At 32.6% G+C, this 15,622-nt stretch carries 20 protein-coding genes; 18 read left to right on the top strand and 2 right to left on the bottom strand.

Features of this window, described 5'->3' with window-relative positions:
- Positions 1-47 precede the first annotated feature (47 nt).
- The 3 genes from MK851_RS08845 to MK851_RS08835 all read left to right on the top strand — a co-directional run bounded on the left by MK851_RS08845 (position 48) and on the right by MK851_RS08835 (position 2,714).
- A complete protein-coding gene (locus MK851_RS08845) occupies positions 48-653 on the top strand; it encodes a bifunctional nuclease family protein (protein WP_320243238.1) in 606 nt (201 codons plus the stop codon).
- A 15-nt stretch (positions 654-668) separates the two neighbouring features.
- Entirely contained in the window at positions 669-2,414 is a 1,746-nt protein-coding gene (locus MK851_RS08840; protein WP_320243236.1) for a NupC/NupG family nucleoside CNT transporter, read from the top strand.
- 117 nt (positions 2,415-2,531) lie between these two features.
- Positions 2,532-2,714, top strand: coding sequence for a hypothetical protein (locus MK851_RS08835; protein WP_320243234.1), 183 nt, complete (start codon positions 2,532-2,534; stop codon positions 2,712-2,714).
- A gap of 83 nt (positions 2,715-2,797) precedes the next feature.
- Here MK851_RS08835 and MK851_RS08830 read toward each other — a convergent pair whose 3' ends face one another.
- Positions 2,798-3,247, bottom strand: a complete 450-nt coding sequence (locus tag MK851_RS08830; RefSeq protein ID WP_303507764.1) for a tetratricopeptide repeat protein — start codon at positions 3,245-3,247, stop codon at positions 2,798-2,800.
- A gap of 1 nt (position 3,248) precedes the next feature.
- Positions 3,249-3,839, bottom strand: coding sequence for a superoxide dismutase (locus MK851_RS08825; RefSeq protein ID WP_413788387.1), 591 nt, complete (start codon positions 3,837-3,839; stop codon positions 3,249-3,251).
- Between the two features lie 293 nt (positions 3,840-4,132).
- Here MK851_RS08825 and MK851_RS08820 point away from each other — a divergent pair, with 293 nt between their 5' ends.
- From MK851_RS08820 to MK851_RS08750, 15 genes are all read left to right on the top strand, one after another.
- Positions 4,133-4,789, top strand: coding sequence for a metal-dependent transcriptional regulator (locus MK851_RS08820; RefSeq protein WP_320243229.1), 657 nt, complete (start codon positions 4,133-4,135; stop codon positions 4,787-4,789).
- 115 nt (positions 4,790-4,904) lie between these two features.
- Positions 4,905-5,729 (top strand): thymidylate synthase, encoded by an 825-nt coding sequence (locus tag MK851_RS08815; RefSeq protein WP_320243227.1) that lies wholly within the window; start codon positions 4,905-4,907, stop codon positions 5,727-5,729.
- Positions 5,730-5,792: 63 nt separating this feature from the next.
- Positions 5,793-5,978 carry a hypothetical protein gene (locus tag MK851_RS08810; protein ID WP_115901840.1) on the top strand — a complete coding sequence of 62 codons (186 nt, stop codon included), beginning with the start codon at positions 5,793-5,795 and terminating at the stop codon, positions 5,976-5,978.
- An 18-nt stretch (positions 5,979-5,996) separates the two neighbouring features.
- Positions 5,997-6,482, top strand: coding sequence for a dihydrofolate reductase (locus tag MK851_RS08805; protein ID WP_320243224.1), 486 nt, complete (start codon positions 5,997-5,999; stop codon positions 6,480-6,482).
- 56 nt (positions 6,483-6,538) lie between these two features.
- A complete protein-coding gene (gene gldA / locus MK851_RS08800; RefSeq protein WP_320243222.1) occupies positions 6,539-7,432 on the top strand; it encodes a gliding motility-associated ABC transporter ATP-binding subunit GldA in 894 nt (297 codons plus the stop codon).
- Between the two features lie 305 nt (positions 7,433-7,737).
- The gene (locus MK851_RS08795) at positions 7,738-8,313 is read left to right on the top strand and encodes a DUF4255 domain-containing protein (RefSeq protein WP_303507750.1); all 576 of its coding nucleotides are present in this window, start codon (positions 7,738-7,740) and stop codon (positions 8,311-8,313) included.
- 6 nt (positions 8,314-8,319) lie between these two features.
- Positions 8,320-9,390, top strand: coding sequence for a hypothetical protein (locus MK851_RS08790; protein WP_320243219.1), 1,071 nt, complete (start codon positions 8,320-8,322; stop codon positions 9,388-9,390).
- Between the two features lie 29 nt (positions 9,391-9,419).
- Entirely contained in the window at positions 9,420-11,381 is a 1,962-nt protein-coding gene (locus MK851_RS08785; RefSeq protein ID WP_320243217.1) for a phage tail sheath family protein, read from the top strand.
- A 44-nt stretch (positions 11,382-11,425) separates the two neighbouring features.
- A complete protein-coding gene (locus MK851_RS08780; RefSeq protein ID WP_115901846.1) occupies positions 11,426-11,872 on the top strand; it encodes a phage tail protein in 447 nt (148 codons plus the stop codon).
- Entirely contained in the window at positions 11,872-12,309 is a 438-nt protein-coding gene (locus tag MK851_RS08775) for a phage tail protein (RefSeq protein WP_115901847.1), read from the top strand. The genes MK851_RS08780 and MK851_RS08775 overlap by 1 nt, the downstream gene beginning before the upstream one ends.
- 1 nt (position 12,310) lies before the next feature.
- A complete protein-coding gene (locus MK851_RS08770; protein WP_303507737.1) occupies positions 12,311-12,472 on the top strand; it encodes a DUF5908 family protein in 162 nt (53 codons plus the stop codon).
- Entirely contained in the window at positions 12,472-13,158 is a 687-nt protein-coding gene (locus MK851_RS08765) for a LysM peptidoglycan-binding domain-containing protein (protein ID WP_320243214.1), read from the top strand. The genes MK851_RS08770 and MK851_RS08765 overlap by 1 nt, the downstream gene beginning before the upstream one ends.
- Positions 13,159-14,904, top strand: coding sequence for a type VI secretion system tip protein VgrG (gene vgrG, locus MK851_RS08760; protein ID WP_320243212.1), 1,746 nt, complete (start codon positions 13,159-13,161; stop codon positions 14,902-14,904).
- Between the two features lie 4 nt (positions 14,905-14,908).
- A complete protein-coding gene (locus MK851_RS08755) occupies positions 14,909-15,199 on the top strand; it encodes a PAAR domain-containing protein (protein WP_099215617.1) in 291 nt (96 codons plus the stop codon).
- Positions 15,200-15,201: 2 nt separating this feature from the next.
- Positions 15,202-15,615, top strand: a complete 414-nt coding sequence (locus MK851_RS08750) for a GPW/gp25 family protein (RefSeq protein WP_115901851.1) — start codon at positions 15,202-15,204, stop codon at positions 15,613-15,615.
- Positions 15,616-15,622: the final 7 nt, after the last annotated feature.

Here is a 15,622-nt window from a genome sequence, read left to right as displayed (position 1 = left end):
GGCCTAAATTTAGACAGTTTTTTGTATTTTATGATGATTGATTGTACATGAGTTTAATTAAACTAACTATAAAAGGAATTTCGTATAGCCAAACGCAAAGTGGGGCATATGCTTTAGTGCTGAGTGAAATGGAAGGGACCAGAACACTTCCTATAATCATAGGAGCATTTGAAGCACAATCAATAGCAATAGCATTGGAAAAAGAAATTCGTCCGCCAAGACCACTTACTCACGATTTATTTAAAACGTTTTCAGATCGATTCTCCATCACTGTTAAGCAAGTAATTATACACAAATTAGTTGATGGTGTATTTTATTCAAGTTTAATTTGTGAAAGAGAAGGAGTAGAAGAGGTTATTGATACTAGAACGTCAGATGCAATAGCGTTAGCAGTTCGATTTGAAGCTCCAATTTTTACCTATGAAAATATTTTAGATAAGGCAGGTATTTATCTAAAATTAGATGAAGAACTAACAATTGAAGAAGACTTAGAATCAGATGAAGACGAAATCGAGTTTTCAATAGAGGAAGGAGAAGGGAGCTACTCACACTTATCACTTAAAGAATTACACGAACAACTTAACGATGCTGTAGCCAATGAAAACTACGAGTTGGCAGCTAGAATTCGTGATGAAATCAGCAAACGTTCTTAATTTAAAATATTAAAAATGAAGAAACTATTTACCTTCATAATGCTTTGCGTTACGATGATAACTTTTAGCCAAAGCATTGAAAAAAAGTGGAATTTTTCATCAATTACAACAACAGAAGGAGATTCTATTGTTTCTATAGATCCTACAGACGTTTTTACTTTATCAGAAGGGAACTTTACATACTCATTAGTAGAAAAAGATAGTTTACAAGCTTCAGGAAACTATATTCATCAAAACAACTTATTAATTTTTAACTACAAACAACCTAACGATACAGTTCGTTATTACAATGTGGTTGAGTTAACAAATGAAGTACTAACACTCTCAGAAAAAAATATACTTTATAACTTTACAACAGAACCAAAAGTAGCTTTAGCAAAAGACTCTGAGAAAGTAGCAGAAAGTAAAAGTGAGATAATTCCAAGTCAAGGTTTCTCAATACAAAGTTTATGGAGAGGAACTTTAGGAATGGTAACGTTGCTAATTATTGCTTTTTTATTTAGTGCAAACCGAAGAGGTATTGATTGGAAAACGGTAGGATTAGGATTGGCTTTTCAATTATTAATAGCTATTGGAGTTTTAAAAGTCCCTTTTGTGCAAAAAACGTTTGAATTAGTAGGAGGTTTATTTGTAAGTGTATTAGATTTTACAAGAGCGGGAAGTGAGTTTTTATTCAGTGGTTTAGTAGCAGATATGGACTCATTTGGATTCATTTTTGCATTTCAAGTATTACCTACAATTATATTTTTCTCAGCACTAACGTCAGTATTGTTTTACCTAGGGCTAATTCAAAAAATAGTAAAAGGGTTGGCTTGGTTACTGTCTAAATTTTTAAAAATTTCTGGAGCTGAGAGTTTATCAGTAGCAGGAAATATTTTCTTAGGTCAAACAGAAGCACCTTTGTTAATTAAGGCGTATTTAGAAAAAATGAACCGTTCTGAAATTCTATTAGTAATGATAGGAGGAATGGCTACTGTAGCAGGAGCAGTTTTAGCGGCTTATATTGGATTTTTAGGAGGGGATGATGAAGTGTTACGTTTACTATATGCAAAACACTTGTTAGCAGCGTCAGTAATGGCAGCGCCAGGAGCAATTATAATTTCAAAAATATTATACCCACAAACCGAAGAAGTAAACACAGATGTACAAGTTTCATCAGAAAAAATAGGTTCAAATATTTTGGACGCTATAGCCAATGGAACAACAGAAGGTTTACAGTTGGCAATGAATGTAGCAGCAATGTTATTAGTGTTTATTGCATTCATAGCCATGATAAATGGTGTTTTAGGAAGCTTAGGAGGTTTTGATGGAATTGAATACTTCAGTTGGAAGTTTACTTCTTTAAATGAATTAATTGCAGAGGCAACACCTTATGAGTCATTATCATTAGAATTTATTTTAGGATATGCTTTTGCGCCCTTAATGTGGTTAATTGGAGTAGCTAAAGAAGATATGGCATTGATGGGGCAGTTATTAGGTATTAAATTAGCTGCGAGTGAGTTTGTAGGGTATATTCAATTAGCAGAATTAAAGGATGTAGCAAGTGCTACACACTTAACTTATAGTAAGTCAGTAATTATGGCTACTTATATGTTGTGTGGTTTTGCAAATTTTGCTTCTATTGGAATTCAAATTGGAGGAATTGGTTCATTAGCTCCAGGACAACGTAAAAATTTATCTGAATTTGGTATGAAGGCTTTAATTGGTGGGACGATTGCTTCGTTGATGTCGGCAACCATTGCAGGAATGATAATAGGTTAGCATATTTTACAGAGATAAATATTTTGTTAATTACTTGTTTTTTAGATTTATAGTTTTGTTTGTTCACTTTTTTTGATATATTTATATCAATATTAACCCTCGAAATTATAATCTATAATGAAAAAATTAAAAAATTTAAACGGAATTAAACTTTTATCAAAAAACGAGCAAAACGAAATTAATGGAGGTCGTTATACCTACTGTAAAGGACCACGTTTGTGTTGTACTAGGTTTGCAAACGGTCAAGAGTTTTGTGACTACGGTTACTGCCAAAGTAACGGAACTTGTGTTTGGGCATAAGTATAGTTGATAACTTATTAATATAATTTTAAAAAAGCATCTACAAAAGAGTAGATGCTTTTTGTTTTTGTAATGCTTTTGGGTTAATCATTGTCGCTAAAATGTTCTTTTATTTGCTTGTATAAATAAACTTGTTTGGATTTATTATTACTTATTTGTTCAGTAAAATTAATATAATTGAGGCTAGCTCTTTTGAGCTCTGTTTGTATTTCGTTTTTATTAAGTTTTTTATTTCTAGTCAAATGTAATAAGTAATGAACAGTACGTTTCAATATGTTTTCGGCTTCTTCCATTTGTTCTAGCTCTTTATAAGTATTTGCTAAGTTGTTGCATGAAATAATATATACTTGAATAAAAGGAATTTTTAGACGTATGCACTCTTGAAGGTGATTGTTTAGTACTTCTGCTCTGTATAATGCATTTTTATAGTTGTTCAGGGCTAGTTTATAATTCTTCTTATTGAAAAAATCATTCGCTAAATTAGTTAGTGTTTTCCAATGGTTTTCTACGTTGTTTATGCAAAAATCACTCATGTTATTTTAAATTTTTATTGGCAAAATCCCAGTTTATGATTTCCCAAAAAGCTTCTATAAATTTTGGACGAGCATTTCGATAATCTATATAATACGCATGCTCCCATACATCAAGCGTTAGTATCGGTTTTTTGTCTTTAGTCAAAGGAGTATGAGCCTCTTTCATAGGAATAATTTCCAATTTACCCTCTTTATTTTGCGCTAACCATGTCCAGCCACAACCAAAAAGTTTGGCAGCTGTAGTAGAAAACTGTTCTTTGAAATGTTCGAAACTACCAAAATCTCTTATAATAAGTTCTGCAATTTTACCATAAGGCAATGCTCCACCATTTGGGGATAACGAATTCCAGAAAAATGTATGATTCCAGTGTTGAGCAGCGTTATTAAACAACGGGAAGTTATTTTCTTTATATCCTTGTAGAATTATTGTTTCAATGTTAGAGTTTTGAAAAGAGGTGTCTTTTATTAAATCTTTAAGATTGTTAACATAAGCAGCATGATGTTTTCCGTAATGATACTCAAAAGTTTCTTCAGAAAGAATAGAGTTAAAAGCGTTTTTGTTGTAAGGTAAATCTGGAAGTTTTAGTGATATTTTCATTGGTTTTTACTTTTATGTTTTAAAAATTTAATTGCTTTTTTGAGTGATGTTATTTTATGCAGTTCTTGTGTTGCCTTATCCATGTTTGTACGTATTAACCCCGTTTTTTTAATATGCCGTTCTAAGTGCTTTTTGTTCTTTTCTAATAGTTTTATAGCATAATTCATAACCGATAACATTTCGTTGTTTTGCTTGCAAAATTAAAAAGTTAGATTGATCTAACAAATTTATTTTGTGTTTAATTTTCAGTTTATCAAGAAAAATAGTTTAATTGCTATATTTGCTGCATGGATTCATTAGTAGAAGAAAATTATCTTAAAGCGTTATTTTACCTCTCTAACGAGAAAAGAGAAGTAAGTGTAAATGAACTTTCTAAACAATTGGATATAAAAATGCCAACAGTAACGAGTATGATGAAAAAGTTGGCAGGAAAAAAATTAGTAAGCTATGAAAAATATAAACCCATTCGTTTAACAGTTTTAGGACAGAATAAAGCTGTTACTGTTATTAGAAAACATCGTTTAACAGAAATGTTTTTGGTAGAAGTTATGAGTTTTGGGTGGGAAGAAGTGCATGATATTGCTGAACAGATAGAACATGTTGATTCTCCTATCTTTTTTAAAAAGATGGATGAAATATTAGGATATCCTTCTTTTGATCCACATGGTTCACCAATTCCTGATGTTAATGGAAAAATACCGGCTAAAACCTACTATAAATTAAGTGAATATAAAGGAGGAGATGTAGTAAGGTTGAAAGCTGTTGCTAACTCCTCTGCTGATTTTTTACGTTTTTTAAATAGTAAAGGTTTATCGTTAGAAACAATAATTGAGGTACTTTTGGTAGAGTCTTTTGATGGAACCATGACTCTTGCTTATAAAGACAAAAAAGAAGAAGTGCTAAGTAAAGTAGTTTGTGATAGATTATTGGTTGAGAAAAATTAGAAAACAGTTGATAACTTATTAATATAATTTTAAAAGCATTTATATTTTTTGTAGATGCTTTTTTATTTTTACGTTGTTAAACAATCCAACAATTTTAACGGTTAAAAGCAGAAGGATGAAGCAGTATCATGATTTAGTAAAGCATGTTTTAGATAACGGAAACGAAAAAGGAGATAGAACAGGAACAGGAACAAAAAGTGTTTTTGGGTATCAAATGCGATTTGATTTAAATGAAGGGTTTCCTATGGTAACAACTAAGAAGTTACACCTAAAATCAATTATATATGAATTATTATGGTTTATAAAGGGTGATACTAATGTTAGGTATTTGCAAGAAAATGGTGTGCGTATTTGGAATGAATGGGCTGATGATAATGGTGATTTAGGTCCGGTATATGGACATCAATGGCGTAACTGGAATAGTGACGAGATAGATCAGTTGAAAGAAGTAATTGAAACCTTAAAAAGCAACCCAAATAGCCGTAGAATGTTAGTGTCTGCATGGAACCCTTCAGTTTTACCAGATACTTCAAAATCATTTGCAGAAAATGTAGCGAATGGAAAAGCAGCGCTTCCTCCATGTCACGCATTTTTTCAGTTTTATGTAGCAGAAGGAAAACTTTCATGCCAATTGTATCAACGTAGTGCAGATATATTTTTAGGAGTTCCTTTTAATATAGCATCGTATGCGTTATTCACTATGATGGTAGCACAAGTTTGTGGTTACGAAGCAGGAGAGTTTGTTCATACATTTGGTGATGCACATATTTATAATAATCACATGGATCAGTTAGAGTTACAATTATCACGTGAACCTAGACCTCTTCCGAAGATGAAAATTAATTCAGCAATAAAAAATATTGAAGATTTTACTTTTGAAGATTTCGAATTAGTTGGGTACGACCCTCATCCGCACATAAAAGGAGTTGTAGCAGTATAATTTAACTTTATTTTATACATATTGTTTAGTAGCTTTGTAAGAAACCACCTAAAAAATTATAAAATGAATACAGACGTTGATGTTTTAAAAGAAGATCTCTACGATAAAATAGCTGAAATTAATGATGAAAATGTATTAAGAGCAATTCATACGTTGGTTGACAATATGAGAAATGAAACTTTTGAAGAAGCTACTACAGAAAAAAGGGATCTTACAGGATATATTAAAGAATGGGTGAAAAATATGTAAGCCACACAAACTAAATTTATGATTACACTCATAGCTGCAATTGCAAAAAATAATGCTTTAGGGAAAGATAATGACTTAATTTGGAATTTACCAGCCGACTTAAAACGTTTTAAAAAAGTTACTACAGGACATGCTATTTTAATGGGACGTAATACCTTTGAAAGTATTGGTAAACCTTTACCTAACCGTACATCAATAATTATTACCCGAAATAATAACTACTTTGTAAACGGATGCTTAATAGCTAATAGTATTGAGCAGGCCATTGAGTTAACTGAAGAAAAGGATGCATTTATCATTGGGGGAGCACAAATTTATAAGGAAGCCTTGGAGCAAAACTTAGTTGATAGGCTAGATATTACTGTTTTACATCACGAGTTTGAAGCAGACGCTTTTTTTCCTGAAATTGATAAAACTATATGGAAAGAAGTAGCTCGAGAAGATTTTAAAGCAGACGAGAAAAATAAATACGACTATAGTTTCGTTTCTTATGAGAAACATTAATTATTGTCATTCTGAATTTATTTCAGAATCTCATCATTATACTTAGAAAGACCGAAATGTCAATAGAACTTACTTCAATAACAAAAACATACGGAACACAAAAAGCAGTTAATAATATTTCTTTTTCAGCACAAAAAGGAGAAATAGTAGGTTTTTTAGGTCCAAATGGAGCAGGGAAATCTACAACAATGAAAATCTTAACGGGGTTTATTCAACCTTCAGAAGGAGCTGTGTTGGTAAGTGGAATTGATGTAATCTCAAACCCTATTGAAGCGCAAAAAAACATAGGCTATTTACCAGAACATAATCCGTTGTATTTAGATATGTATGTGCGAGAATATTTACAGTTTCAAGGATCTTTACATAAGACAAAAAAGTCTAAGATAAATGAAATCATTGAAAAAGTAGGACTAACGATTGAGGCACATAAAAAAATCAATCAACTATCAAAAGGATACCGTCAACGTGTAGGATTAGCAGCTGCTATTTTACACAATCCTGAAGTCTTAATTCTAGATGAACCAACAACAGGATTAGACCCAAATCAATTAGTTGAAATACGCCAATTAATAAAAGAACTAGGAAAAGATAAAACAGTGTTGTTGTCAACACACATTATGCAAGAAGTAGAAGCAATGTGTGATCGAGTTATAATTATAAACAAAGGTGAGATAGTAGTCAATAAACCTATTTCAGAACTTAAAACGGATAATGAGCAAGTAATCAAAGTAACGTTTGATTATAAACTAGAAGAGCAATTTATCAAACGCCTACCTAACATAGCATCTTATAAAAACACCTTAGAAAATAACTGGATATTAACCTTTAATACTTCAGAAGATATGCGTCCGGTAATTTTTGATTTCGCACAAGAAAACGGTTTGAAAATTCTTGGATTAAACGCAGAAAACAAAAACTTAGAAAGTTTGTTTAGGGAGTTAACTCAATAAAAATTGATAGAAGAAGAAAAACTAAATAAACAAGTATAAGCTCTTTAATAAAAAAAACTCTTTACATACTGTGCGTAAAGAGGCTTTTGTTTGGTTTTCGTTAAATTTAAAACTTCCTATTTAAAAAAGTAAGGGTGATTTCCCCCTTTTTACTACCTGTAATTCTATTTAATTTTTTTTAGGAGAAACTACTTTTATAAAAGAGTTTTTCATTGCGGTTACTCTTCGTAAGAGAGGTTAATTTTACAATGTCTGATTGCTAACCCTTCAATCTACAAGCAAAAACTAACCAAACTTACTATCAAATGATTTTTGAAATATTACAAATCATTACCGAGGAATTAAACACCTATTTCGACGAAAAAGCCGTAGACTTATCAAATATAGCTATGGCTGAAGGAGATGGGAATTCACCAGGTAATACTCCAGATATTTCATTAACTTTAATTAATACACAAGAAGAATTTGCGTTAAAAAATACTTCCAATAATCGTGTAGAAGGAACTTCAGTTAGTTATAGAAACCCAAAAGTATATTTAAATCTTTATGTTTTATTCAGTGTAGATAAATCTAGTTATGCTGAATCGTTAAAGAGTTTAACAAAAATATTAGCCTTTTTTCAAGGAAAAAAAGTATTCACACATCAAAACACCAATTTTGAAGAGATAGATGGACTAGGGGACTTAAAGACCTTTAAGTTTATTACACAATTATATACCCCTTCGTTTGAGGAGTTGAACTACATATGGGGAACCTTAGGAGGTAAACAATATCCATCTGTACTTTATAAAATAACATTACTAGAAATAGAAAGAGATATTGTAACTAAAGAAGGTACTGTAGTCTCTGGTATTGAACAACAATCAATAATTAAAAATTAAAAGGTTATGTATAAAACATTGTTCAATATCAATATATACCATGCATACTTTCTAAATGAAGGAGAACGAACTTTTTTCGAGTTAAATGGAGGAAATAATGGGATAATACCCCTTACAGATGAAGAAAAAAAACGTATAGAAGAACAATATAATATTAGCAAATTTTTATCAATTCAACCTACAAAAGAGACTGAAAAAAGTTTAAAAAACCATAGACTATTACTTAGAAACCATAAAAAAGGAATTCGAATAGTATCAGAAACTTTAGAAGTAATTGCAGAAGAAGGAAACCAAGAGGTAAAAAGATATAGTCCAATAATCACATTATCTGATTCGCTAACGTTAACTTTTTACTTAAAAGTACACCATCCTTATTTTGAAAACTATTCTAACATAATTGAAAAAAAAGAGCAGCAGTTATATTATTTATCAAACAAAAGCTCCTCAGCTATCAATTTATTTGAAACAATCTCAGAGGTGAAAAAATGGAGCTCATTTTTGATTTCAGATAGTGAAACAAGAAAGCTATTACATCAAATAGAAAGTGAGAAAGAGTTTGATACAACTACGCCGAACTTAGTAACTATAGCAAACACTGATGCTTCTAAATTAGATATTATAGAGTCTAAAATAACAAACGCTATTCCTTTAACTAAAGAAGAAGAAAAGGTGATAGATACTATCAATTCTTTTGTGAGAAGAATTAAAAATAGCGGGGTAATAGGTGTTGTTCAAATCCAGATATCAGGAGATAACAACACAAACCTAACAGAAGAAGTACTAGTTAAGAATGAGCAAACACAATTGTTTGATGTACCAAAACAATGTTTATTAGAGGAGTTTCCTCAGTTTGCTATTTGTATTGAAAACAGAAACACTTTTTGGCGTTACACAAAAAGAAGTGAAAACCTCGTAATGACTACGTCAGAAGAAAAACCTTTGACACTTAATGGACGTGTAGAGATAGACAAACAAGATGTCTCACCACAACCACAAGACGATTATTATTTCCCTAATCCTACTCCAGAAAGTATTAAGAAAGAGTCGCAAGATTATTATTCGGAAGTATTTATATAAACAAAAATTAAAATTTAAAACAAGTAATTATGTCAGCGTACAAAACACCAGGAGTCTACGTAGAGGAAATTGTAAAGTTTCCGCCTTCGGTAGCTCAAGTAGAAACAGCAATTCCAGTTTTTATTGGTTATACCGAGAAAGCTAAAAAGAAAGAGGATAATGATTTATTGTTAGAACCTAAGAGAATTACTTCAATGTTGGAATATGAAACATATTTTGGGTTTTCTGAAAAAGAAACAACGATTGGAGTTAATGTAACAAATGCTAATCAAGCAAACGAAGAAGTTTTAGTAACACAACCAAGCAATCCATCTCCTTTTAAAATGTATTATAATATGCAAATGTACTTTGCAAATGGAGGAGGACCATGTTATGTAACTTCAGTAGGAACTTATACTTCAGCAAGAACCAATAATAATACAAATCCCGTACTTCTTGAAGAGGTAGGGAATAATGGATTTAAAGGGTTAAAAGAAGGTTTAGAAGCAATAGAATATATAGACGAAGTAACCTTGCTTGTGTTTTCTGATGCAACTTCACTAACATCAGACGCAGACTTTTATAGTTTATATTCATTAGCGCTTACTCAGTGTAATAAACTACAAGACCGTTTTGCAATTATTGACACCTATTCAGATAAAGAATATGATGATGGAGGAGGGGATGTAGATCCGGTAGAAGCTCTTAGAAGTAAACTATCTTTAGGAAAAGATTATTTAAAATATGGAGCAGCATATTTTCCGTATTTAAATACAATTTTAGATTTTTCTTACGATGAAGATAGTATTGATATCCAAGGATTAGAAGAAAGCTTGTCAGTACAAGCGGATAATGTAATCGATGGAATAAATTTAACAGAACTAGATGGGTTATTGACTGTATTGGTTGATACAAAAAATGCTATTGATGGGGCAGGTAATGAAGTAGCATTAACGTTTAAAAATGATGCAATTTCTAGCGTTAAGAACATTATTAGCTATTTAGAAGACATTACTACATCAATTAATGACTTGGTTTCTGAAGCGGAAGACTCAGGAGAAGCCTCTTTAACAGCACCAAGTACAAGTATGACAACTTGGATGGACAGTAATCTAGAAGCTATTCTAGCCGACTTACACGGTAAAATATTTAAACTACAACAAGATGATACAGAAGGAAAATTAATAGGAAGCTTAACTTCTAATGCGACAAATGTTTTTGATTTATTAGGTATTACTGATGAGGTAGATATGACTAATAATGGAATTTATACAAGTTTGGAAGATCAAACAACAACAAATGAGTTATTTGCTTTAAAAGGAGCAATAGATGGTTTAGGAGGTGTTACGACATTACCCTCATTGGCTGATTTAAAAGTTGATAACAACGCGTTGTATAACAAAATAAAATCAGAAATAGGATTGTTACCTGTTAAACTAGCACCAAGTGCAACAATGGCAGGGATTTATGCTAAAGTAGACTCAGATAGAGGAGTATGGAAAGCACCGGCGAATGTTGGGTTAAATTATGTGTATGCTCCATCTGTTAATATATCACACGATGCACAAAAAGATTTAAATGTAGATACCAAAGCAGGTAAATCTGTTAATGCTATTAGATCATTCGTTGGAAAAGGAAACTTAGTTTGGGGAGCAAGAACCCTTGCAGGAAATGATAACGAGTGGAGATATGTATCAGTAAGACGTTTTTTCAACATGGCAGAAGAGTCAATTAAAAAAGCCTCAGAACAATTTGTTTTTGAACCTAATGATAAAAACACTTGGGTACGTGTAAAAGCAATGATTGATAACTTCTTAACACAACAATGGAGAGCTGGAGCACTTGCAGGGCCTACACCAGAAAAAGCGTTTTATGTAAGTGTTGGTTTAGGAGAAACTATGACAGCTCAAGATGTTTTAGAAGGGAATATGATAATAGAAATTGGTATGGCAGTAGTACGTCCAGCTGAATTTATCATCCTTAAATTCTCTCACAAAATGCAAGAAGCATAAGTAAATTAACTAACCAAAAATTATAAATAAAAAAATAAAGAGTCATGGCAGAGTCATATCCAATGCCAAAGTTTTCCTTTGAGGTAACCTTTGGAGACACGAAATTTAATTGTACAGAAGTATCAGGGTTAAGTTTCGATAATAAAGTAATAGAGTATCGTGGAGGAGCAGATAAAGAATACCACAAATCAAAACAACCTGGGTTGTTCGAGTATAGTAATATTACTATGAAACGAGGAACCTTTGTAGATGAAAGCAAGCAATTTTATAAGCAATGGGCTAAAACGGTTTATTTCCAAGAAGGAGGAGAGCAGTTTAGAGGAGATTTAACTATTAAGTTATTAGATGAAAATGGAGACCCAGCAGTAGTATGGGAAGCTCAGAATGCATACATCACTAAAGTACAACCTACAGATTTAAAAGCTGATGGTAATGAAATAGCTATCGAAACTGCTGAGTGGGCTATTGAGAAATTAAAAATGTCATCGTAATGAACTATCATCCGCCAGTAGGTTTTAGTTTTAAAGTAGAGTTTGAAGATATTTCAACTTCACAAGGAGACAATTCATTTCAATCAGTTTCAGGTCTTTCAGTAGACCTTGAAACTGAAGAAATAACCGAAGGAGGAGAAAATAGGTTCAAGCATACAATACCTGTACGTTCTAAATATCCAAACTTAGTATTAAAAAGAGGAATGCTTGTCGATTCGGAAGTGATTAAGTGGTGTAAAGACGCTCTAGGAAACTTCGAAATACAACCTGTAAATATCAATGTAATGTTATTGGGTGAAGATGAGCAAACCATACAAACTTGGAATGTAAAACATGCATACCCTGTAAAATGGAATGTAGGTGATTTTAATGCTGAAGAAAGCAAACTAGTTATTGAAACACTTGAATTAAGCTACAATTATTTTAAAATAGTATAAAATGCCTATTACTATCAAAGAGTTACATATTAAGATTAATGTGGATGAAAAATCAGTATCACAAGGAAAAACGAGTGGATCAAAAAATGGAAATACTGCAGCTATTGTTACAGCCTGTGTTGAAGAAGTAATGGACATTTTGGAAAGACAAAAACAACGATAATGAGTCAAGGAGAGTTAAAAAAACTAGTCATAAAAGCGTACAAGGATATAGGTTTTACCGATGAGGTTGCAGATGGAGAGTTTACAACATTAGTAAACCCAGAAAAGTATTTGATTGCCTATAAACCTGAGTATGATGAAGAACAAGGGCAAGGTACAAGTGCAACACAACCGAGTTTTACGAGAATCGCTCCACAAGAACTAGACTTAGATTTATTATTTGACAGTAGTGGAGTCATAGATGGTAATCCAGATTTAAAAGATGGGATTATTGATAAAATAGAAGCCTTTAAAAAAATCGTATTCGATTATAGTGGAGAAGAACACAAGCCTTATTACTTAATGATTAAATGGGGAGCGTTACTTTTCAAAGGTTCTTTAGTTGATCTTTCTATTGAATATAGATTGTTCGCACCAGACGGAACACCTTTACGTGCCAATGCAAAATTAAAAGTAAAAGGAACTGTTGATGATGATTTACGAGTAGCAAGAGAAAACAACCAATCGCCAGACTTAACACACTATCGTAAAGTAAAATCGGGAGATACTTTACCGCTAATGTGTCATCGTATTTATGGTGACTCAAAGTATTATTTAGAAGTAGCTCGGGTTAATAAAATAATGCAGTTTAGAAAATTACAACCAGGACAAGAAATTTTTTTTCCACCCTTACAAAAATTCGCATAAATGAATAATACAGGAACCATACAGACTTCAAAAAGTGCCGATTTAGTCACTTTTAAGATCTTAATTGAAGGAGAAGAGCTCTCAAAACAATACGAGGTAAAAAGTATTACTGTAGCTAAGGAAGTAAATAAAATACCTACAGCTCAGTTAGTTTTACTAGATGGAGATGCTTCTCAAAGAGATTTTAAGTTAAGTAACGAAGAGTTGTTAATTCCTGGGAAAGAAATTGAGATTACTGCAGGATATCATTCAGATGAAGAAACCATATTTAAAGGAATTGTTATCAAGCATAATCTAAGAATTAGAGCAAACTCAGCACAACTAATAGTTGAGTGCAAAGATGAAGCGGTAAAAATGACGGTAGGTAGAAAAAGTAAGTATTTCTACGAAAGTACCGATAGCGACATTTTTGAAGAAATTATAGGGAATTATAGCTTATCTAAAGATGTAGAAGCTACCAATTATAATCATGCAGAATTAGTACAATACAATGCGTCAGATTGGGATTTTGTGGTTTCAAGAGCCCAAGCAAATGGGAAATTGTGTTTTGTAGATGATGGAACGATTACCATAGCCAAACCCAATATGAGTCAATCAGAAATTGAAACTGTAACCTTCGGAGGTTCCTTATTAGACTTTGATGCAGAAATAGATGCACGTCATCAAGTTAAAAAAGTAGCAGCTTATAGTTGGAATCATGCCGACCAAGAAGTAGTCGAAATTGAAGGAAAAGACCCAAATGTAAGTTTAAACGGAAACTTATCGGTTTCAGACTTAAACAAAACCATAGGCTTAGAAAGTATGGAGTTACGACACGGAGGTGTTGTTACGGATACTGAATTACAAGATTGGGCAGATGCTAAATGGTTATTTCAGCAATTAGCAAAAGTAAGAGGACGTGTAAAATTTCAAGGAATCCCATCAGTGAAACCAAACACCATTTTAAAACTAGAAGGTGTAGGAGACCGATTTAACGGAAATGTATATGTAACAGGAGTTCAACATGTTATTTCAGAAGGAAATTGGGTAGCCAATGCACAATTTGGCTTATCAACAGAGTGGTTTTCTGAAACCTTTGAAATCTCAGCAAAACCAGCTTCAGGATTATTGCCAGCCATTCAAGGTTTACAAGTAGGAATTGTTTCTCAATTAGAAGAAGATCCTGACGGAGAAGACAGGATTCTAGTGCAAATTCCCATAGTAAATAACGAAGAAGAAGGTATTTGGTGTAGAGTAGCTTCACCCGATGCAGGAGATAGTAGAGGTATTTTCTTTCGTCCAGAAATAGGTGATGAGGTGATTGTAGGGTTTATCAATGATGATCCTAATGATGCTATTGTTTTAGGCATGTTGCATAGTAGCGCAAAACCTTCACCGATTACAGCAACAGACGACAATCATGAAAAAGGAATCATTACAAGAAGTGAGATGAAAGTGTTGTTTGATGATGATAAAAAAATAATCACGATTGAAACACCTGCAGGGAAAATTATTTCACTTGATGAAGATGAAGGAGCCATAACAATTGAAGATGATAACTCTAATGTAATAACTATAAACGGTGACGGAATATCAATGGAAAGTGCAGGAGATATTTCATTAAAAGCATCAGGAGATGTAAATATTGAAGGGACAAATGTGAGTATAGCAGCCAATGCAGAATTTAAAGCAGAGGGTAGTGCTGGAGCGGAAGTTTCAACAAGTGCTATAGCTGTTTTAAAAGGTTCATTAGTCCAAATAAATTAAAAAAATGGGAAACCCAGCAGCAAGAATAACAGATATGCATGTATGTCCAATGGTAACAGGAACGGTTCCTCACGTTGGAGGGCCAATTTTACCAGCGGGAGAACCTACGGTATTAATTGGAGGTTTACCCGCAGCAAGAGTGGGTGATATGGCAACTTGTACAGGACCACCAGATAGTATAGTAGCTGGTTCAGGAACAGTATTAATCGGCGGAATGCCAGCAGCAAGAATGGGAGATAGTACTTCACATGGAGGAACTATTGTACTAGGAGAAGCAACAGTTTTAATAGGGTAACAATGGAAAATAAAAAAGCATTTTTAGGAATAGGTTGGGATTTTCCACCAGAGTTTTCAAAAGATCTAAGCGAAGTTGTCATGATTTCTGAAGAAGAAGACATTAAAAGTAGCTTAGAAATATTGTTAACTACCAGATTAGGAGAACGCGTAATGCTGCCTAATTATGGTTGTAATTTACAAGAACTTCTTTTTGAAAAATTGGATAGAACCCTAATTACTTACGCTAAAGAATTAATAGAAACAGCAATTTTATATCACGAGCCAAGAATCGATGTGATTCATATTGATGTTTCAGAAACTGATCCTTTAGAAGGAATGTTAGTGATAAAAATAGAATACAGAGTTAGAGCTACCAATAGTAGAACGAATGTTGTTTTCCCTTTCTATAAAGGAGAAGGAACCGATATAAATTAAGACACAC

The sequence above is a fragment of the Tenacibaculum sp. 1B UA genome (assembly GCF_033978845.1).
In the GTDB taxonomy this organism is placed as follows: Bacteria; Bacteroidota; Bacteroidia; order Flavobacteriales; family Flavobacteriaceae; genus Polaribacter.
The sequence above is the reverse complement of the archived record's forward strand: the minus strand, read 5'-3'. Positions and strand labels throughout refer to the sequence as shown.

Bases quoted from the DNA above. Each gene is read 5' to 3' on its own strand.
- vgrG (WP_320243212.1), top strand. From the start codon at position 13,159: ATGAATAATACAGGAACCATACAGACTTCAAAAAGTGCCGATTTAGTC.
- MK851_RS08805 (WP_320243224.1), top strand. From the start codon at position 5,997: ATGATTACACTCATAGCTGCAATTGCAAAAAATAATGCTTTAGGGAAA.
- MK851_RS08820 (WP_320243229.1), top strand. From the start codon at position 4,133: ATGGATTCATTAGTAGAAGAAAATTATCTTAAAGCGTTATTTTACCTC.
- MK851_RS08830 (WP_303507764.1), bottom strand. From the start codon at position 3,247: ATGAGTGATTTTTGCATAAACAACGTAGAAAACCATTGGAAAACACTA.
- MK851_RS08785 (WP_320243217.1), top strand. From the start codon at position 9,420: ATGTCAGCGTACAAAACACCAGGAGTCTACGTAGAGGAAATTGTAAAG.
- MK851_RS08815 (WP_320243227.1), top strand. From the start codon at position 4,905: ATGAAGCAGTATCATGATTTAGTAAAGCATGTTTTAGATAACGGAAAC.
- MK851_RS08780 (WP_115901846.1), top strand. From the start codon at position 11,426: ATGGCAGAGTCATATCCAATGCCAAAGTTTTCCTTTGAGGTAACCTTT.
- MK851_RS08835 (WP_320243234.1), top strand. From the start codon at position 2,532: ATGAAAAAATTAAAAAATTTAAACGGAATTAAACTTTTATCAAAAAAC.
- MK851_RS08770 (WP_303507737.1), top strand. From the start codon at position 12,311: ATGCCTATTACTATCAAAGAGTTACATATTAAGATTAATGTGGATGAA.
- MK851_RS08755 (WP_099215617.1), top strand. From the start codon at position 14,909: ATGGGAAACCCAGCAGCAAGAATAACAGATATGCATGTATGTCCAATG.
- MK851_RS08750 (WP_115901851.1), top strand. From the start codon at position 15,202: ATGGAAAATAAAAAAGCATTTTTAGGAATAGGTTGGGATTTTCCACCA.
- gldA (WP_320243222.1), top strand. From the start codon at position 6,539: ATGTCAATAGAACTTACTTCAATAACAAAAACATACGGAACACAAAAA.
- MK851_RS08810 (WP_115901840.1), top strand. From the start codon at position 5,793: ATGAATACAGACGTTGATGTTTTAAAAGAAGATCTCTACGATAAAATA.
- MK851_RS08775 (WP_115901847.1), top strand. From the start codon at position 11,872: ATGAACTATCATCCGCCAGTAGGTTTTAGTTTTAAAGTAGAGTTTGAA.
- MK851_RS08790 (WP_320243219.1), top strand. From the start codon at position 8,320: ATGTATAAAACATTGTTCAATATCAATATATACCATGCATACTTTCTA.
- MK851_RS08845 (WP_320243238.1), top strand. From the start codon at position 48: ATGAGTTTAATTAAACTAACTATAAAAGGAATTTCGTATAGCCAAACG.
- MK851_RS08795 (WP_303507750.1), top strand. From the start codon at position 7,738: ATGATTTTTGAAATATTACAAATCATTACCGAGGAATTAAACACCTAT.
- MK851_RS08765 (WP_320243214.1), top strand. From the start codon at position 12,472: ATGAGTCAAGGAGAGTTAAAAAAACTAGTCATAAAAGCGTACAAGGAT.
- MK851_RS08840 (WP_320243236.1), top strand. From the start codon at position 669: ATGAAGAAACTATTTACCTTCATAATGCTTTGCGTTACGATGATAACT.